The 18,640-nt window shown below is 43.6% G+C and carries 19 protein-coding genes and 1 pseudogene; all 20 read left to right on the forward strand.

Annotated features, from left to right (window positions below):
- Positions 1 to 40: 40 nt before the first annotated feature.
- The 20 genes and pseudogenes from GN112_RS00165 to GN112_RS00260 all read left to right on the forward strand — a co-directional run bounded on the left by GN112_RS00165 (position 41) and on the right by GN112_RS00260 (position 18,531).
- Positions 41 to 787 (forward strand): annotated as a pseudogene (locus tag GN112_RS00165) (SDR family NAD(P)-dependent oxidoreductase).
- A gap of 128 nt (positions 788 to 915) precedes the next feature.
- Positions 916 to 2,151 carry a CaiB/BaiF CoA transferase family protein gene (locus GN112_RS00170; RefSeq protein ID WP_155308362.1) on the forward strand — a complete coding sequence of 412 codons (1,236 nt, stop codon included), beginning with the start codon at positions 916 to 918 and terminating at the stop codon, positions 2,149 to 2,151.
- Positions 2,141 to 3,370, forward strand: a complete 1,230-nt coding sequence (locus GN112_RS00175) for a CaiB/BaiF CoA transferase family protein (protein WP_155308363.1) — start codon at positions 2,141 to 2,143, stop codon at positions 3,368 to 3,370. The genes GN112_RS00170 and GN112_RS00175 overlap by 11 nt, the downstream gene beginning before the upstream one ends.
- A gap of 45 nt (positions 3,371 to 3,415) precedes the next feature.
- A complete protein-coding gene (locus GN112_RS00180) occupies positions 3,416 to 3,991 on the forward strand; it encodes an acyl-CoA dehydrogenase family protein (RefSeq protein ID WP_197743226.1) in 576 nt (191 codons plus the stop codon).
- A gap of 93 nt (positions 3,992 to 4,084) precedes the next feature.
- Positions 4,085 to 5,350, forward strand: coding sequence for an IS4 family transposase (locus tag GN112_RS00185; protein ID WP_155308364.1), 1,266 nt, complete (start codon positions 4,085 to 4,087; stop codon positions 5,348 to 5,350).
- Between the two features lie 15 nt (positions 5,351 to 5,365).
- Positions 5,366 to 6,061, forward strand: coding sequence for an acyl-CoA dehydrogenase family protein (locus GN112_RS00190; RefSeq protein ID WP_231716896.1), 696 nt, complete (start codon positions 5,366 to 5,368; stop codon positions 6,059 to 6,061).
- A 56-nt stretch (positions 6,062 to 6,117) separates the two neighbouring features.
- Positions 6,118 to 6,357: an enoyl-CoA hydratase-related protein gene (locus tag GN112_RS00195; protein WP_231716897.1), complete on the forward strand. Its 240-nt coding sequence runs from the start codon at positions 6,118 to 6,120 to the stop codon at positions 6,355 to 6,357.
- Between the two features lie 96 nt (positions 6,358 to 6,453).
- Positions 6,454 to 7,212, forward strand: a complete 759-nt coding sequence (locus GN112_RS00200; RefSeq protein ID WP_155308365.1) for an adenine nucleotide alpha hydrolase family protein — start codon at positions 6,454 to 6,456, stop codon at positions 7,210 to 7,212.
- Entirely contained in the window at positions 7,209 to 8,096 is an 888-nt protein-coding gene (locus GN112_RS00205; protein ID WP_155308366.1) for an electron transfer flavoprotein subunit alpha/FixB family protein, read from the forward strand. Before GN112_RS00200 ends, GN112_RS00205 begins: the two co-directional genes overlap by 4 nt.
- Positions 8,097 to 8,161: 65 nt before the next feature.
- Entirely contained in the window at positions 8,162 to 9,085 is a 924-nt protein-coding gene (locus GN112_RS00210) for a DUF4037 domain-containing protein (RefSeq protein WP_155308367.1), read from the forward strand.
- Between the two features lie 20 nt (positions 9,086 to 9,105).
- Entirely contained in the window at positions 9,106 to 10,047 is a 942-nt protein-coding gene (locus tag GN112_RS00215) for an NAD-dependent epimerase/dehydratase family protein (RefSeq protein WP_155308368.1), read from the forward strand.
- Positions 10,048 to 10,081: 34 nt separating this feature from the next.
- A complete protein-coding gene (locus GN112_RS00220) occupies positions 10,082 to 10,957 on the forward strand; it encodes an AAA family ATPase (RefSeq protein WP_231716898.1) in 876 nt (291 codons plus the stop codon).
- Between the two features lie 81 nt (positions 10,958 to 11,038).
- Entirely contained in the window at positions 11,039 to 12,745 is a 1,707-nt protein-coding gene (locus GN112_RS00225; protein WP_155308369.1) for a vWA domain-containing protein, read from the forward strand.
- A gap of 4 nt (positions 12,746 to 12,749) precedes the next feature.
- Positions 12,750 to 13,340, forward strand: a complete 591-nt coding sequence (locus GN112_RS00230) for a DUF4125 family protein (RefSeq protein WP_155308370.1) — start codon at positions 12,750 to 12,752, stop codon at positions 13,338 to 13,340.
- A 224-nt stretch (positions 13,341 to 13,564) separates the two neighbouring features.
- Positions 13,565 to 15,229, forward strand: coding sequence for a methyl-accepting chemotaxis protein (locus GN112_RS00235; RefSeq protein WP_155308371.1), 1,665 nt, complete (start codon positions 13,565 to 13,567; stop codon positions 15,227 to 15,229).
- A gap of 85 nt (positions 15,230 to 15,314) precedes the next feature.
- A complete protein-coding gene (locus tag GN112_RS00240; protein ID WP_155308372.1) occupies positions 15,315 to 15,680 on the forward strand; it encodes a pyridoxamine 5'-phosphate oxidase family protein in 366 nt (121 codons plus the stop codon).
- A gap of 351 nt (positions 15,681 to 16,031) precedes the next feature.
- Entirely contained in the window at positions 16,032 to 16,313 is a 282-nt protein-coding gene (locus tag GN112_RS00245) for a MoaD/ThiS family protein (protein WP_155308373.1), read from the forward strand.
- A 128-nt stretch (positions 16,314 to 16,441) separates the two neighbouring features.
- Positions 16,442 to 16,966: a hypothetical protein gene (locus GN112_RS00250; protein WP_155308374.1), complete on the forward strand. Its 525-nt coding sequence runs from the start codon at positions 16,442 to 16,444 to the stop codon at positions 16,964 to 16,966.
- Positions 16,963 to 17,712, forward strand: coding sequence for a HesA/MoeB/ThiF family protein (locus tag GN112_RS00255; RefSeq protein WP_155308375.1), 750 nt, complete (start codon positions 16,963 to 16,965; stop codon positions 17,710 to 17,712). Before GN112_RS00250 ends, GN112_RS00255 begins: the two co-directional genes overlap by 4 nt.
- Before the next feature lie 72 nt (positions 17,713 to 17,784).
- Positions 17,785 to 18,531, forward strand: a complete 747-nt coding sequence (locus GN112_RS00260; protein WP_155308376.1) for a hypothetical protein — start codon at positions 17,785 to 17,787, stop codon at positions 18,529 to 18,531.
- Positions 18,532 to 18,640 lie beyond the last annotated feature (109 nt).

An 18,640-nucleotide genomic window follows, 5' to 3' on the forward strand; every position in this document is an offset into this window, starting at 1 on the left:
ATGGTTTGTGCGAATGGCTTTCATTATCTGGAGGTATAAAATGGGTATTAAAAACAGGGTCGCCCTGATAACTGGATCAGCAAGCGGTATGGGGAAACAAACTGCGATGAGGATGGCGGAAAACGGCGCCAAAATCGTCATCAACGATATTGTTTCCGAAAAGGTAGATGAAACGGTAAAAGAATTTAAAAAAGCAGGGTTTGATGTGATCGGGAAGGTTGCCGATATTTGTAACAAGTCCTCCGTTGAAAACATGGTCAAAGAAACAGTGGACACTTTTGGTGGTCTTGACATCCTGGTCAACAATGCCGGAATGGAACGGGCCGGCGCTTTAAGAAAACTGAGTGAACAAGATTGGGATATTACCCTCAATGTCAACTTAAAAGGGGCTTTCCTGTGCAGCTAGGTGGCGCATAATCACATGGTTGAAAAGAAGCACGGCCGAATTATCAATATTGCATCACGAGCGTGGTTGGGGGGGCCCGGTCAAGCGCCTTACTCTTCGGCAAAAGCTGGCATGGTCGGCTTAACAAGAACGCTTGCGCTCGAACTGGGCGGAAAGGGCATTACATCAAACTGCATTGCGCCGGGACTGATTCATACGCCCTTGTGGGATGAATTGCCGGAAAAAAATAAAGCGTTTTTGCTCAGTAAACAGCCAACGGGAAAATTGGGCGATGTGGATGACGTGGCCAATGCCATTCTTTTTTTCGCCGATGATGACGCCGGTTTTATTACCGGGCAAGTATTGTATACATGCGGCGGCAGGAGCCTTTTTTCAGGATGAAAAAAAAGAAATCATCAACAGATTTCTTCTGCTATCTGAAAAAATGAAGGACTGAAACTCCCGTACCCAAATAAATTTTGGTGGTACGTTGGCCGGCGATACAATTTGGATCTAAAGGAGGTAAAATTATGGTTGAAACAGACAATTCCCTGGCCAACGTCAGGGTGTTGGATTTTACCGGTGAGTTGGGGCCGTATGCGGCTAAGCTATATGCAGGTTTGGGTGCAGAGGTCATCCATATCGAGCCGATTGGAGGAGATCCGTTAAGAGATGTAGGCCCCTTTTATAAAGGCGTCCCCCGAAAGGATGGCAGCCTACCGTTTCTCTACTATAACGCAGGTAAAAAAGGTATTTCTTTCGATATAAAGACCGAAACCGGCAAAGAGATTTTTATTAAACTATGTGAAACCGCGGATGTTCTTTTTGAAAGCTTTGCTCCTGGCTTCCTTGATGATTTGGGCCTATCCTATGAGAGGTTAAGTGCGGTGAATCCCAAGCTGGTGCAGACATCGATCACGCCTTTTGGGCAATTCGGTTCACGGGCTGGCCAACCGGGTTGTGATTTAACCTGCTCCGCACTGGGCGGGTTTTTATTTTTAGCGGGTGTTGGAAATGAAAAGCCGGTCAGGGTTTCCGACAACCAAGCATACCGGATGGCAGAGGCATACGCCGCTGTCGGCAGCTCGATTGCGCTGTTATTTGCACAAAAAACGGGGATAGGACAATTTGTTGATGTTTCCTGCATGGAATCGGTGGGCATGGCGCTTGAAAATGCAATCCAGTATTGGGATCTGGAAGGAAAAATTCGCCGAGGCAGAGGCAAGGAAGCCGGAACGGCCACGATTCATCCCTGTAAGGATGGCTTTGTTGCGATTGTAGCGATTATGGGAAAAAACAAGGTGATGTGGGAACCTTTTGTAAAATGGATGAAAGATGAAGGTGTTGAAGAATGGGAAATCTTTGACGATGATAAATGGATTGACCCCGATTACCGATCATCAGCGGAGGGTTACGAACTGTTCTGCCGAATCTTTGAACGCTTTACCTTGCAAAAAGACAAGCTTTACCTTTATGATCAGGGCCAGGCGCACCGCGTGGCCATCACCCCGGTAAGTAACGGAAAAGATCTTTTGGAAAATCCTCAGTTGAATTACCGTAATTTCTGGAAAACCCTGAAACATGACAACCTTGACGGGGAAGTCGTATACCCCGGCTCTCCATATGAATTTGGGAACCTTACCTGGCGCCTTGGCGATCCGGCCCCGATATGCGGTCAGCATACGGGCGTAATACTTGAAGAGCTTGGATACACCAAAGAAGATGTCAGTGCGATGGCAAAGGAGGGAATAATCCATGTCGCTTAATTTAAAAAAAGCACTTGAGGGTATTGTGGTATGCGATTTTTCCTGGGTAGGGGCAGGACCGATTACGACCAATGTTCTTGGCCAGTGTGGTGCTGAAATTATAAAGATCGAAAGCCTGAAACGTCCGGATATCCTGAGAAAGGGCGGCCCTTTTAAAGATGGTATCGGTGAGGGATTGGAACGAAGCGGGTATTTCGCCAATCGGAATCCCAATAAAAAGTGCATTGCCTTGAATATGTCTAAGCCGGAAGCCCGTGATGTCGCGGTTCGATTAATCAAAAAAAGCGACATCATTATTAATAATTTCCGAGTCGGGCAGATGGAAAAGTGGAATTTGGGATGGGAAGATGTCAGCAAAATAAATCCTCGCATCATCTACGTTACGATGAGTTTGCAGGGTACCAGTGGGCCGCATAGCAAATATATGGGGTTCGGTGTCAATTTAAACGCGCTTTGCGGGTTGACCGCTCAAGCGGGGGTTCCGGGCCAGCCTCCTTTCGGAACGGGTACAAATTACACGGACCATGTGATGGTGCCCAGTCATACGCTGTTCGGCATTATGGCGGCGCTGCTTCAACGCGAGAAAACCGGAAAGGGGCAAACCATCGCCATTTCACAATTGGAATCGGCAATCAGCATGAAACCCGTCGACGCCATGGCTTATGCATCGCATGAAGAAATAGCCGGTCCCATGGGATTCGCCGACGATAATGCCGCCCCCCACGGTGTATACACAACGCTTGGGTATAGAAGTTGGATTGCTATCGCGGTTTTCAATGAAGACGAGTGGCAAAGGCTCAAAAGCGTAATGGAATTTCCTGCCTGGGCTGAAGATGAAAAATTTTCAACCATGACGAAACGGAAGGAAAACGAACAGGAACTCAATCAAAGAGTCGAAGCCTGGACCAAGGGTCAATATGGAGACTGGCTGGAGAAAAAGCTTGCCGGCAATGCCATTAAAGCAGGTGTCGTCAATGATGCACGGGCTGCGATAGAAGATGATTCTCTCCGGCAAAGGGAGTTCTGGGCGTATCTTGACCATCCCGTGGTGGGAAGTACACTGTATAATCGCGCACCGATTGTATTTTCCAAGACACCCACAGAGATGAATACCGCAGCGCCGATATTGGGGGAACATACAAAACAGGTTTTAACCGACATGCTTGGATACAACGAGGAGGAAGTTGCGCGACTTACCGAAGAAGATGTGCTGGTTTAATATCTTGAGTGAAATCAATTTGTTATATTAAGCAAGGGGGGATAAATGGATTTTTCGATATCTGAAGAGTATATGATGCTTAAAGAGGCGACGGCAGAATTTGTAAAAAGAGAGATGTTGCCTTTGGATAAAATGTTGCTGGAACGGGATCTGGCCCTGTGGACCGAACCGGGGCCGCTGATTCCCGAAGAAGACCATGACCGGCTAATGCAAAAAACCAAAGAGATCGGTTTATGGGGGTTGGAGGTTGAAGAAAAATTTGGGGGACAGGGTCTTGGAATGCTGGCCAAAACCCTGGTTATGGAGGAAATGTCAAAGTCAGTCGTCGGGTTTTCGCATCATGGTTTCACCCTGCCGCCCGATGCACCCAATCTATACTATTTGCATGAGTGTTGTTCCGAAAGTCAGAGGGATAAATACTTTAAGCCATACTGCAATGCTGAAATCGACTCAGCCATGGCAGCGTCCGAACCCGGTGCCGGTTCTGACGTCAGCGGTTTGAAAACGATTGCGGTGCGCAAAGGTGACAAGTGGTTGATTAACGGTACAAAAACATGGATCAGCAAATGTGACTATCCTTCGGTTTTTTTCCAATACTGTTCGGCATATATATTGCCATAACATCCTGTTATTAAAATAAAAAATAGCACTGGACAAAAAGATCGCTTTGTGTTTTAATCATGGTGGGTACAATTAATTAATCAGGAGGTCTCCATGAGCGAACACATCGACAAAAATGTTTTTCAAACAATTCTATCACCGGTGCTACCATTGATTGAGGTTAATCAAAATAGTCTCCATAATGATTTGGACACTTACAAGCTTTCATTATCATCGTTCACCACAAATTTGCTTTTTGGAATAATAACCAGAATTAAAAGCGTTGGACAAATCGTCACTGAGATCAAAACATCACCAACTGCTAAGGCATTAGGATTGGTCGTCGCATCGAAGTCTATGTATAATGAAGCGTTTAATCGTTATCCCCCAGAAATATTTAAAGATATATTCCATCAGTTGGTAAAAGAATTGGATTTGCATAAAATTCCGGAAATCAGTCATCTTGGAAAAATGCTAATTGTAGATGGTTCGCTTTTTCCGGCCATTTCCAATATGGCATGGGCTTGTTACAAGAAAACCGCTAATGCGATCAAAATGCATTTATCTTTTGAACTCAACCGAATGATTCCAACCGAATTTATCAGTACGGAAGGTAACTTTTCCGAAAAAGAATTTGTTAAGCAAATTCTTCGCGAAGGCATTACATATGTCTGTGATCGAGGCTATATCGCTTTCAATCTGTTCAAGCAGATATCCGACAGCAATGCATTTTTTATTATTCGCGGAAAGTCGAATATGACGTACACTGTAAAAGAGTGTCTCACTGCCACCGTACCGGATACATTCTTGAAATTTTTCAGTGACATCACAGATTCAAATATAATATTCAATAGCGATGAAAACAAAGCAAGTTATCGTATTGTTAGCTTTACGGCTATGGGCGAAAACTACATTTTGATCACAAACAGAAATGATTTGACAACTTACGAAATTATAATGCTTTACGCTTACAGGTGGCAAGTGGAACTTTTTTTTCGCTTCATAAAAAGAACCTTCAAGGGAATTCACTTAATGAGCCAATCTCCTCATGGCGTACAGATACAATTCTACTTGTATATGATTGCTTATCTATTGTTATTATCATTCAAACAAGATACGGAAATAATAAGCAGAGAAAATGAAAAAGATGAGCATGAATCTGAAGAAAATAATAAGAACGAAACCTTGCTAACTTCATCTTCATGCTCCAATTCAAATGCAAAAAGACCATATGTTTGCGGGTTAGTAACTCTTCTTGGAGAAAAATTAAAACAGTTTTATAAAATTGGTCTTCACTGGTTATTAGCAGTAAAAAATAATTTGTTAGAAATATTTGATGTGAATATCGCCAAAGTTATTGCTCAATACTCTTATCAATGAATGTGCCGAACAGTATTGGTTTTTTTCATACTGATTGCCGTCACGGACAAAGATGCCCCGAGCAAAGACAAATTTACGGCATTTCTTATCGACAGGGATACACCGGGTTTGAGAATCGGTCGCGAAATTCCTGTTATGGGCGCCATGCCGACGTGGGATCTCATTCTGGAAGATGTTGAGGTCGGAGACGATGCCGTGCTTGGAGAGGTCGGTAAGGCTTTTATACCGCTGCAGAACCGGTTCGGTGTGCGCAGGATCGAGCTGGCGTCTCATTGTACCGGAATGGCGGAAAAATTGATTCAAATGATGATCGATCAGGCGAATACCCGTGTAACATTCGGCCAGCCATTGGCTACGAGGCAGACGGTTCAGAACTGGATTGCAGATTCTACAATAGAACTGGAGGGGGTTCGTTTACAACTTTATTATGCAGCTTGGAAATCTGACCAGGGGTACAAAGATTTGCGAATTGAGGGATCAGCCATAAAGGTGGCGGCAACCGAGATGTTGACCCGAGTGGCCGATAGAGCGATTCAGCTCCATGGCGGTCTTGGACTGTCACATGAATTGGGGATCGAGTATGTTGCTCGTATGGTCAGAATCTGGCGAATTCTGGAAGGTCCTTCGGAAATTCACAGATGGGCTCTGGCTAGGGCATTACTCAAACAGAAAAAACCATACGACCCGTTTATTGTCGAAAAAGAGAACTAACGCGGGAAACCCGTAACCCATGTGCCTCTCCTCAATTTTTTGTTTTCTCGACAGAAGTGGTCGAACCGGACGTACTGCCGGATCTCGCAAAAAAGTATGCAGAAAGGATCGCCGCCAATGCACCGTTGAGCGTCAAGGCCGCAAAACAAGCCGCTGTTATGGGGTTGGATATGTCCCTGGACCACGGAATTGCATTTTCTCATTTATTGTGGGGTGTGTTGCGCGATACCGAGGACCGCAAGGAGGGGTTTCAGGCTTTTTCGGAAAAACGGGCGCCTGCATACAAAGGTAAATAGCGGGATTTATTCGCTGGTCGCTTCTGTGCGTCCATATGTTTGGCCAGGATGGAGGGGCTCGAACGCTCCAACGGTTTTACCAAAAAGGGGGGGGCAATGCATATCGTTGTATTAGCAAAAGTTGTGCCGGATTACGAAGTTCCGGCTGCCGATTTTGAGTTAGCCAATAATCGTGCCCATGAGCGATATAAGCGGATGATGGGCCTTTATGATGAAAACGCTATCGAATCGGGCGTGCAGTTAAAAGAAAAATACTCCGCGTCACTTACGATTTTATCGTACGGGGGTAAAGATGATATTCCGGTGCTTAGAAAAGCGGTGGCCATGGGCGGCGAAAAACTAAGTCTGGTAGTGGGGGATTCTGATGATCCTAACGTGATCGCCGCTAATCTTAAGATGGCCATCGACAAACTGGAAGATGTGGATTTGATATTGGCTGGCCAGCAATCAGCGGATATGGACAGAGGCGTTGTCCATGGCATGCTGGCCGAGATGCTCGAATTTGCTTTTATTCCTCAGATTGCCAAAATAGACCGTGAGGACGGCCAATGGAAAGTTATTCAAAACACAGAGAGCGGATCCCGTGAACTTAAATTTGGTGGAAACGCTGTATTGTCGATTACCAGTGTTCCGGAAAATGTTCCTCGAATTCCAACTGTAAAATCAATTTTTGCAGCGAAAAAAAAGCCGGTTAATGAACTTGCAGAAATAGAAGGGAACACGATGCCCATCGATGAAGTTTCGGTGGATATTCCCCAAATAGAGTCTGTATGTGAATTCATACCGGCGGAAGATGACATCGCCGAGGCCGCTAAAATTCTGCTGAGAAAATTGAGGGAGGAACGATATATATGAAAACACTGATTATTGAGATTATCGAGCCAAAGAGGCTTGGCGAATTGGTCACGGTGAGTAGGGAATTTTGTGAAAAGCCGGACATTGTTGCCGTGGGGGCTGGTCAAATTCCGGGATCATTTGCTAAGGCATACCAGGTGGAAGATACCGTCGCTTCAAATTTGGTTTCGGACCTAGCTTCATTGATCCTGAAGGAGGGCTATGAAATTGTCTTATTAAGCGCATCGACCCTTGGTTCCGGAATTGCAGCTCCGCTTTCCATTAAACTTTCGGCACCTGTGGTTTCAGAAGTCATCGGAATCAAACCGGAGCTTGTTGTTGAAAGACCTTTGTATGGCGGAAAAGCGGTTGCAACCTATAAACTCAAAAAAATGCCTGCTGTATTGACCATCCGGCGGAAATATTTTGAATCCGCTGATTTGCAGGGTTTTACTGAACCGACACTACTGGGCCCTGGTGGAAAAAAAGTCGAACTCATCGCCGAGACGGAGGAAAAGGCGGAGGGGATACCTCTTGAGGATGCGGAAGTTATTGTATCCGGCGGCAGGGGGGTTGGTAGCGCGGAAAATTTCTCCATGCTTCAGAATATGGCCGATTTTTTCAATGGCGCCGTTGGTGCGTCAAGGGGTGCCGTTGACGAAGGGTGGGTGCCGCCGACCCAGCAGGTTGGCCAAACGGGTAAAATTGTGGCCCCTAGTGTTTATTTTGCAGTAGGGATATCCGGAGCCAGCCAACATCTGGCCGGAATCGCAAATGCCAAATGCGTTGTCGCAATCAATAAAGATGAAGATGCCAATATTTTCAAACGTGCGAGATTCGGCGTTGTTAGCGATTATAAAAAAATCGTACCGGTGTTGATTGAAACGCTGAAAGAGGAAGCGTAAATGGGGAGGATCCCTTATTCGGGGGCATGAAATTTGACAATAGGATCATATAGGGGTTGAATCTGATGAAAGGATTGGAACTATGTGAAAAATATTTTGTAGAATTTGGCGCCGATATGATCGAAAAAAAATTTCCTCAATACAAACACCGTATTGCGGCCGGTCTTTTGGGAGACGGTTCGGAATGCTACGGTTTTGATGATGAAATATCAAAGGATCATGATTGGGGGCCCGGGTTTTGCCTTTTTCTCACCCGCCACGATTTTGAAGAAATTGGCCGAGCGCTTCAACTTGAATACGATAACCTCCCTAAAATATTCAGAGGATTTCAGCGGTTAACCAGCCAGTGGGGGGCTGGAAGAGTCGGCGTGATTGAAATCGGGGATTATTATCGGCGATACTTGGGAAGTCCCCAGGCACCCCAAAAGTTACGGCAGTGGCTTTCAATTCCTGAAGAGTACCTCAGCGCATGCATCTCCGGAAAGGTTTTTTCCGATCCGCTGGGGAAATTTTCAAGAATCAGAGATGAATTGCTCAACTTCTACCCCGAAGATGTAAGGCTTGTTAAAATATCCGCAAAATGTATGTCATGCGGCCAATCCGGCCAGTATAATTTTATGCGGACTGTCCAACGCCGTGAAATGTTCGCGGCTCAGTATGTCGAAACAAAATTTTGTTCAGATATAATTTCGTTGGTTTTTCTTTTAAACCACCAGTACACACCGTACTTTAAATGGAAACACCGGGCTGTCCGTGCCTTACCGATCTTAGGGGAATTTATCTATTCCAAGGTTGCTGATATTGTATCAAATTCGGACCCCAAGGCAAAAAATGCCATGATGAATGAAATATCCTCAAACGTGATAAATATGTTCCATAAAGAAGGGTTGAGCAATCTAGACAGTAATTTTTTACTTGATCATGGTCCGGTAATCCACCAAAAAATTAAAGACTCAGATCTAAGAAAGCGTAATGTGTGGGCAGGATAATTCTTCTTGTTTGGTGAATCATGATGGATAAGAAAAATTTATTGATCATAGGGGGGAGCTACTTTACCGGCAGGGTTGTTGTGGAAGAGCTTATAAAAGAAAATGAATACAATGTCTTTGTTTATAACAGGGGAAATTTGCCCCTGAAAAAAAAGGGCGTTAAGGAACTTCTCGGGGACCGGAATGATATCAATCGAATAAAAGAAGTAATTCCGGACATTGAATGGCATGCGCTAATCGACTTTTGCGCCTATACCCCGGAAGATATTGAAAAGATGATCATTTCGCTTCCTGGCACCTTTAGACAGTATATTTTTATAAGTACAGCGACTGTCTATGAAGAGAGTGTGAATTTACCGGTTAAGGAAGACGCACCGAAACTGACAAAACCACAACCGCAACTTGGTGAATATGCGGATTATGGCTTCAATAAATGGCGGGCTGAATGCAAACTCAGGGAAATGTGTGCAACCAGAAAAGCTGTCCATACCGTTCTCCGCCCCGCCATCATCTATGGTAAATACAACTATGCGCCAAGGGAATCATATTTTTTCGATCTGATCAGGGATAATCAACCGATCGTTATTCCCGATAAGCCGATAGCCCTTTTCAGCTTTGCCTGGGTTACGGACGTGGCTAGGTTGGTTGTCAAATGCATCGGAAACGAGAAGGTATTTAACCGGGAATTTAATATTGCGGCAGAAGATCTGGTCTCTTATGAAAGATTTATCCAGGTGCTCGAATCTGTCACTGAAAAACGGTTAACTCCCATGACGATGAGTGTGGATGAAATAAATAATCGGAAAATTCCACTGCCTTTTCCTCTTGATGAACATCTGATCTATTCAGGATTGGAGTTAAACCAGACTTTGGCGTATAAACATATTCCGTTCGAGGATGGCATGCGACGAACCTATGCCTATTATCAGTGGCTTCAAAAAAGGCGTCGTTCCCATCTTTGAAAGGCAATTTCAATCAATGAAAGGAGCTCTTAAATTGAAAGAAAAACCTACTACCAGCGATTTAATAATTCCCCGGGAAGACCCATACTATTATTCCTCCAAAGAGACGATAAGCGTTCTCGACAAAATTTATAGTATCTCCCAAAGACATCCTGTTAATGTCCTTGTTGCCGGAAGACAGGGTTGCGGGAAGTCCTCACTGGTCAAACAGTATGCAGCGGTCTATGATAAGCCCCTGGCCACATTCCAGGTGGGCATTCTATCGGAGCCCGGCCAACTTTTTGGGGAATATGCCCTGGAAGGTGGCGAGACAAAGTACAAGCAATTTTTATTCCCTCAAGCCTTGCAGACACCTGGTTGTGTGATCCATCTAGAGGAAATCAATCGGCCTGAAAATCCCAAAGCCTTGAACATGCTTTTTTCTCTTTTATCTGACGACCGCCAGGTATGGATGGATGAACTGGGAACTTTAAATGTTGCAGACGGTGTGGTGTTTTTCGCTACCCTCAATGAAGGGGAAGACTTTATCGGGACAGAATTGCTTGACCCGGCGCTTCGGGATCGGTTTTATATTTTGCTGATGGATTATCTCCCCAATGAAGTCGAAAGGGAGGTGCTGATTAAGAAAACCGGTATATCCGATGAAGACGCCGATCAGATAATCGAATCGATCAACACCCTCCGGGGCAATTCCGAGTTATCCATGGAGGTATCAACGCGGACGGCATTGATGATCGGTGAAATGATGGCCGTCGGTGCTTCCTTGAGAGAAGCCATCGTCACCAGCCTTCAAACCGACAATGAAACGTTGGAATCCATTCTACTCTCCCTTCATATAGAGAAGGGCTATAAGGAAATGGGCAAATCAGAGTATTTGCTGCTTACCAAGGAAATGTTGCTTAAAAAATAGCGTCATCATCAGGAAAACAGCTCGCGTCCTGGACTGAAACAGAACACGACAACGGCCATGAATGCAAAAGGAGGTGATTGAATGAACCCTCGGATACATGCCAACGATAATATAATCGAAAGGTTTTATATTCCTGGCGGAGATGGATATTCGGCGTTCTGGCGGAGGGATAAATCTCCGATTGAAGTTCTAGAGCTTTCCAAGGTGCTTGTGTCCCTGAGGAAGATTTCATCTCATATCGGCAGGAATGTGGGAACAGTTGTCTGGTCGGGGATGGAACTTAAGGATGGTATTGCCCTTGACCCAACACCCATTATGGGCAAGTACCCTGTCCCTGCTTTTAAAACAGATATCATGGTGGGCAGAACGATTCAGCTTTCCTATGAAAAAACGGAATGGAGCGAAAGGTATAAACAATTATCTTTATCACAACTCGATCTGCCGGACAATTATGCTTACAAATTCAATCTTTTTTTTGACATGTGCGAGAAGGTTTATACTGATTTGCTTGCTAATGTCAGCGTTCTTGGAAACTATACGGAAAAGGCGAGGCTGTGGGAGATAAAAGAAAAACGTAAAACATTCATTAATCCGCCAACGGATATCGAACTTTATCACCTATGGTGGGATATGGCGGCGGACAGAAAAGGTTTAAAATACAAGGAAGAGTATGTCGATCGCTCGGTGGGTGGTCTCCTTGAAAGAACAAACCTGGAAAAATTTTATAAGAAACCCCTCAGGATGTTGAACTCCATAGTGGACAGGCTGAGATATGAGTGCCCGAGAATTGCAGGTGTCAGTGAACGAGGCTCCTTTAGAAAAGAGCTCTACCTGTCCATATGGCCTGGGATTCTAGAGCAAATCAGATTCTGGCCTACGGACAGGTCCGATCCGTTTCTTCTCGCGGATAAATACCAAGATGATATTGAGAAGGATGACAAGAAAAAAAAGGCTGTCAAGGCCACCCTTATCAGCTATGCTGACACGATTGAAAAAACGATACGGAAAAAGGCTGCTGACTATACTGAAAAAGTAAGATCCAATGTAAAGAATGTCGATGATGTTGTGCGTATCAAAGGAAACGATGTTATAATGCGGGTAAAAAATAAGGTGGATAAAAAATTGCTGCACAACCTGCAATTTATCCTGAAGAGCGTCGCACACAGAAAAACAGTTTACAGTAGAGGCTTAAAATCCGGAAAAATCGACCGTAGACGATTATACCGTGCTTCTACCACGGGGACGGTATTTAATCATAAAAAAGATCTGTTCAGGATGGTTAACAACATTGTGCTGCTTTTAGACGCTACAGGATCCATGGCGGAGCCTAACAAGTGGAATCAATCTGAAATTTTGATTCAGACCTTATTTACGGCGCTTGTCAACTACAACCCCAATGCCAGGCTCTTTGCTTACAACGAAGTAAAAAACATATGCCACCTGACGGAACTTTATATGAACGGAATCTTTTACACGGTGCTGCCCCATGGCCAGACGGCATCCGGAGAAGCCATCATCGCCACGGCACTCAAGCTTAAATCCACTCAAAAGAAACCCCTTTTAATCCATATCACCGATGGTGCTTCGAACTGGGGATGTGGGGTTGTTGATGCCATCAAATTTTGCGCTAAAAGGAAAATCAATCTGTTGACTTTAGGTGTCGGATGCAGCCCCGGAGCCAAGGATGCACTAAAAAAAGAATATGGCAATCTTTTGCAGTTTCTGGATAAAACCGATGACTTGCCCCATCTTTTAAGAAAATTACTGAATTACAGTAAATGGAACTAATAAAATGGTAGTTGATTATAACCTCGTGAATCAAATATTGGATATCGAATGGGAGATGTTTCAGGCTGTCAAAAGTGCTTCTCCCGCTTCCTGCCAAAATGCGCCGGATAGTTTCAGAAAGATACGCGGTTCTATTTTTGAGACCTGGCCGAACAAAATTCTTGAATCTTATCTTGACGATCTGATCAACGCTCAAAATTCGGGAAAAAACCTGCTCACCGAAAAGTATGCCCGTATGGACAACCTGATTCCTTTGCTAAATGCCAACCCGTTAATCAATGAAATAGTGAACATTGAAACTGGCTGGCAAAAGGAACTCAAACAGAAATATCCATCAATTTATGCTCTTTCCTGCCGGGGAATGGACCCTGTTAAAAATGGAAGCAATTTTTCCGTATACCTCAAATGCGAACTGGAAACATATAGCAACAAAACCATTGAACGTTATTATTCGCATGTAAAAAAAGCTTTTGATAATAAAAAAAACATTGCTGTAAAAGCAATGGACCGTCTGGTTAAAAAAGCTGGATACAAGGATATAGAACATGCTGAAAACTATCTGACCACCACAGGTAAGGCTGGCGGAAAGAAATAATTCCACCATCCTGCTTGTCTTTGTGCCCGTCTACCGCGTTTCCGCCACAGGCACATATTCTCGATATGCACCGGTGGCGGCGCCTTGTAGACGACTACAAATCCGGCGCGATCTGGGGGAATTATTTCTTTCCGCCAGCCTAAATCTGAGTAATTATTCATTACCGGTAAAAACATCGTAAAACTTTCATTATAGTTACACTTTCGATAATAGGAGAACTATAAATGTCCATAAATATGAAAGATATGAAAATCAAAACAAAGTTCGCTATTTTTGGAGGGATGGTTTTCTTTATGTTTTTTGTTTCGCTTATTGGAATGATGGAGATTGCTAAGACAACTTATTTTCAGAGGCTTGAACGTAATCATGCTGAAGGCGTAGTCTATTTTGAATGGAAGAGTTTTGAATTTTTTAAGAAATTAAAAGATGATTCGAGCATGCTGGATGCAGATATGACAAAATGGGTTACCAAAGAAGCTGGTACGCATAAAGAAATGGGATTAATTCAATTAGTTAATGAGCTAAAGGATCAACCCACGCATGCTTTTGAAGCGATCAACCCCATAGAGAAGATGCTTTTTAGATTGCTTGGATTAGGTGAAATTATCAACTTATGCAATGATGACATAACTTCCTGCAATCATATTTTAGACGCATTGAATAAATATAAAGATGCTAAAATGTCAGAAACACAGCTCATGAAGGTTTTAAAAACGGAAACTGATTTAATAAAAGACTATGGTGCCAATTTTTCCATTTTGGTCAATAAAAGCGCTTCCATTATAAAAAATCTGATGATTTTCATAGTGGTCGTTTCTTTTGTTTCAACGCTTATATTTTTGATTCTGTTTGCGAAGATGGTCATTAGACCGATTATAAAGATAACGGATATTTCACTGGAAATCGCTAAAGGAGATTTAAGAAAAAGAATAAATTTACGAACAAAAGATGAACTTGGGAATTTATCGGAATCGTTCGATACCATGGTGGAAAAAACCAGAGAAATAATAGACATTGTTTTATCAAAATCCGAAGTGTTGAACGATTCGTCTGAGTCTCTTGCAGTTCTTTCTGGCGAAATGTTAGAGAATTCAAAAAATAGCTCCAGCATGGCAGGCACTATTGCATTGGCTGCTGAAGAGATGAGCGCAAACATGAACTCAGTATCTACAACAACGGAGCACGCATCAAACAATGTGGGAATGATAGCGGCTGCTATGGAAGAGATGTCCACCACAATCGAAGATATCGCTCAAAATACAGAAAAAGCCAGATCTATCACCTCCAAGGCGGTTGAACAGGCCAAGAACGCTTCTGATAAAGTCGATGAACTAGGCAACGCAGCAAACGAAATCAGTAAAGTAACTGAAACCATAACTGAAATTTCCGAGCAGACAAATCTATTGGCATTAAATGCAACGATTGAGGCAGCACGCGCTGGAGAATCCGGTAAAGGCTTTGCGGTGGTAGCGAACGAGATTAAAGACCTTGCAAAACAGACAGCTGACGCCACACAAAAGATAAAAATGCAGATTGAAGGGATTCAAAGCAAAACCGACGATACTGTAAACGAAATTGGACAGATATCCAAAGTGATCAGTGAAATTAACCAAATCGTTGTAACAATTACAACAGCGATTGAAGAACAATCTATTGCAGGCAAAGATATTGCGGAAAATGTTGCCCAAGCCTCCATTGAGATACAAGAAATTACCAAAAATGTAGTCCAAAGTTCAACTGTTTCCAATAAAATAACCGGAGACATATCGAAAGTCAACCAGATGGCTGATGAAATCTCTGGCAGCAACTCTCGGTTAAATACGAAAGCCAGAGAATTGACGAGTATTGCAGGTGAGCTGAAAGAAAAAGTGCGTATATTTATCGTATAAAATCTTATATCCCGCAATTACAATTAAAACTAATATCCCCTAAAAATTGTTTTTTTACAAATTACATAAGTTCAAAGGATAAAATATGTTTCTTATCAGCCATCAATTAAAAGATTGCATATCACAAATAAAGCCGGCTATGGTGGCAACTGCTGACAAAACAGGACGACCGAACGTATCACCCAAAGGCTCATTACGCGTGCTTGATGAGCATCATTTGTTGTTTGCGGATTTAAGATCTCCCATCACAACTAATAATTTGAAGGAAAATCCATATCTTTCAATGATCGGATTCGATCCGGCCACGCGAACCGGATGGCGGGTATGGGGAAAAGCCGTCGAGATAACCGATTCCGGTGGTTTATACGATCGGCTCAGAGATGAATACGCCGCCAAGGGAAAAGTGAACTATGTTATCAAAGTCCTTGTCGAAAGGGGAATGATATTCTAATTCCAATTTGTCATCAAATATATCGAAACCAACGATTTTAATATGTTATAGCATTCAAGATAATGTTTTTGGGCTGCGTTATCGGTCGAAAGCAGTATACCAATACGGCTTCCTCCCTTAAGGCCTTGCCAAAAACATTATCTTAAACACTATAGGATGCTGATTGATGAAAATAAGAAATATTTTTGCTACAATTTGCAATTTTTGTCCGTTATGTAATTTTGCCAGGAATCACCCGAAAAGCTTTGTTGGCCGCATGATGATCTGGCACGGTAAATGGTGCCCGGCGTGGAAAGCATGGCAGGAGGTTTACGGTTCCCATTCTGAAGTCATAAAGGAGGACAACCGGAAATGAAAATCAGCATTAAATTAGCTGGCGGCTTGGTTCGTTTATTCCAGCAAGAACGAATGATGGTCGAAATAAAGGCAGATCAAAATTTACTGATTTTAATTGATACCCTTGAAACCATGCTTCCCGGTATAAAAAGCGAGCTGTGCGATGACGACCTCAACATAACGGATAGTATTAATATTTACGTAAACGGTGATAATGTGCGCTATCTTAAAGATTTAAATACAGCTCTTAATGATGGTGACCAAGTCAATATTATTCCGGCGGCTGCAGCCGGTTAGCATTATCTAGCATTGAAGATAATGTTTTTGGGCTGCGTTATCGGTCGAAAGCAGTATACCAATACGGCTTCCTCCCTTAAGGCCTTGCCAAAAACATTATCTTCAATACTATAATGAAGGAGGAATCCATGATTATTGACCGCCCAAAGTCACACTTCATTTTCGTTCTTCCCACTGACCATGTAAATCGCCATTATAATTATATTCAGTACAATAATAAGCCATTGACCAATAGAGAATACCTTAAGTATTGGGGAAAATGGATCATCTTTGGGAATCCGGAAGAACTCGCCGCACTGGCAAAGCGGCTTGATTTTTATGTTGAAAAAAAAAGGATCCCGGCAGTCAAATACGACCGGAAGGAAATTCCCGAGTTTGAATTCGGCCAATGTGTCATGTGTGTTTATTGCGATGTACGACAGCGTACTAGTGTCTGGACGATACTTTCAAACCTTGGAATCAAAGACAAGGCATGGGTTTATGAGAAAGAAACCGTTGACCGGTGGCGTCCCGGTGGGTACCTTCTCGAAACATGGATCTCAAGCAGGAAGATGGACGAAGAAATGGCCCAAAAAGTCCGCAATGATGCAGAGAATACCTTTAAACAGATGTTTGAAAATGAGAATGCCGTTTTCAGAGGAATTGTGCAGTGAATGCTCAGAAGTTCGAAAAATACGCACGTCAAATGATTTTTCCGGAAATCGGTGAATCAGGCCAAGAGAAACTTCAGGATGCAAAGGTTTTATTGATTGGCGCCGGCGGTCTGGGATCATCCTGCAGTACTTACCTTGCAGCTGCCGGCGTTGGGACCGTTGGTATTTGCGATAACGATATGGTGGAACTGAGCAATTTGAACCGCCAGATTCTTCATAACCCAAATCGGATTGGGACATTAAAGGTTAATTCAGCCCAAATAACATTAACGGCCGCGAATCCGGAAATTAACATTGAAACCTATCCGGAAAGATTGAAAGATGCGGGTCGGTTGAGCCGGGTTGTTGAAGGGTATGACGTTATTATCGACTGCTCTGATAATGCGCCAACCCGTTATATCATTAATACGGCTTGTATTGAAGAAAACAAGCCTTGGATTTATGGAGCAGTTAACGGCCTTGAGGGACAGTCGATGACCATAATACCCGGCCGTGGCCCCTGTTACCGCTGTTTGTACCCTTCCGCCGCTGCTCATTCCCGCGAAGCTCAAGCTGCCCCTGTTATTGGCGTCACGCCAGGTATCATAGGCATCGTTCAAGCTGCTGAAGCCATAAAACTAATTCTTAATGTCGGAAAAGCGCTGGTTGGCAGGCTGCTTTTTATCGATCTTTTGGAAATGACGGTTGCCGAGTTCGCAATTTCAAAAAATGCCGGTTGTATGTCCTGTGGAAAAAGGCCCCCATGATCCGGACCTGAAATCGGACTGTTCGGACTGTGTGGAAGTAGTCATTGATTAAAAAACAAGGGGGGAAGCCATATGAATTTGAATTATCAGGCAATAATCGTTAATGAAGACGATAGGGGCCTTCCCATAGGGCAGGGAAACGGAATTTTGATGGACAGTGTTAGAGGAATCGTATCAACTGTGGCTCATGGTGTCAAACGGGGCAGTAAGTGCAAGGTTTTTTTAGGAGACAGAGCATATAATGCAGCATTCCAGAATGATGCCATTGATTGGCGTATGGATATGGCTCTGGTAACCCTGGATGATACGTGGGATGAGCCCCTCGCCTCTTCACCTGCTACGGCCGATTCACGCGATGGAGATGAGATAATAATTCCCGGATTCCTGCCCTGTGAGAACAGTGAAGCAAAGGGTATATTGCGCTCATATTATAATCTGAATATATCCAAAGAAATATGTCCTGTCTCTGTAGCGGGGAAAATTGTGGCTATGCACGAAAGCCTGGCCCGCATGGGGGTTGACGCTTTTTTAAACGAAATCGCTGACTTAGAACAGACTAAAAATAGTCTCTCTGTCTCAATTGAAAAAAACCGCTTATTTTATGATGACTACATCATCTTAGAGATTGGGGGACTTGACAAACAGATAGCTACGGGGCTTAGCGGTTCTCCTGTAGTGGATGTCAAAGGCGAGATCATAGGTATTTTTTCTATTATGCTTAATGACGATAACCTTAATATGGGTGCTGCAATACCCATCGCAGAGGCTAAAAGACTTGTTACTGAATTTGTCGATGGCCAACAAGAGAAATTTGATTGAACATTTAAGGCGCTGAAGGACCACGAACAGGCTTCATCAAAATAAATGGTGTCGCCAAAGGTCAACATGCCCGACCAGTAGCCCCGTTTGACCCCAGCGTGGCAGCCGC

The sequence above is a fragment of the Desulfosarcina ovata subsp. ovata genome (assembly GCF_009689005.1).
In the GTDB taxonomy this organism is placed as follows: domain Bacteria; phylum Desulfobacterota; class Desulfobacteria; order Desulfobacterales; family Desulfosarcinaceae; genus Desulfosarcina; species Desulfosarcina ovata.

Coding starts and splice junctions, on each gene's coding strand:
- GN112_RS00205 (WP_155308366.1), top strand. CDS start 7,209: ATGAAAACACTGATTATTGAGATTATCGAGCCAAAGAGGCTTGGCGAA.
- GN112_RS00260 (WP_155308376.1), top strand. CDS start 17,785: ATGAATTTGAATTATCAGGCAATAATCGTTAATGAAGACGATAGGGGC.
- GN112_RS00240 (WP_155308372.1), top strand. CDS start 15,315: ATGTTTCTTATCAGCCATCAATTAAAAGATTGCATATCACAAATAAAG.
- GN112_RS00175 (WP_155308363.1), top strand. CDS start 2,141: ATGTCGCTTAATTTAAAAAAAGCACTTGAGGGTATTGTGGTATGCGAT.
- GN112_RS00200 (WP_155308365.1), top strand. CDS start 6,454: ATGCATATCGTTGTATTAGCAAAAGTTGTGCCGGATTACGAAGTTCCG.
- GN112_RS00225 (WP_155308369.1), top strand. CDS start 11,039: ATGAACCCTCGGATACATGCCAACGATAATATAATCGAAAGGTTTTAT.
- GN112_RS00245 (WP_155308373.1), top strand. CDS start 16,032: ATGAAAATCAGCATTAAATTAGCTGGCGGCTTGGTTCGTTTATTCCAG.
- GN112_RS00215 (WP_155308368.1), top strand. CDS start 9,106: ATGATGGATAAGAAAAATTTATTGATCATAGGGGGGAGCTACTTTACC.
- GN112_RS00180 (WP_197743226.1), top strand. CDS start 3,416: ATGGATTTTTCGATATCTGAAGAGTATATGATGCTTAAAGAGGCGACG.
- GN112_RS00185 (WP_155308364.1), top strand. CDS start 4,085: ATGAGCGAACACATCGACAAAAATGTTTTTCAAACAATTCTATCACCG.
- GN112_RS00170 (WP_155308362.1), top strand. CDS start 916: ATGGTTGAAACAGACAATTCCCTGGCCAACGTCAGGGTGTTGGATTTT.
- GN112_RS00250 (WP_155308374.1), top strand. CDS start 16,442: ATGATTATTGACCGCCCAAAGTCACACTTCATTTTCGTTCTTCCCACT.
- GN112_RS00230 (WP_155308370.1), top strand. CDS start 12,750: ATGGTAGTTGATTATAACCTCGTGAATCAAATATTGGATATCGAATGG.
- GN112_RS00210 (WP_155308367.1), top strand. CDS start 8,162: ATGAAAGGATTGGAACTATGTGAAAAATATTTTGTAGAATTTGGCGCC.
- GN112_RS00235 (WP_155308371.1), top strand. CDS start 13,565: ATGTCCATAAATATGAAAGATATGAAAATCAAAACAAAGTTCGCTATT.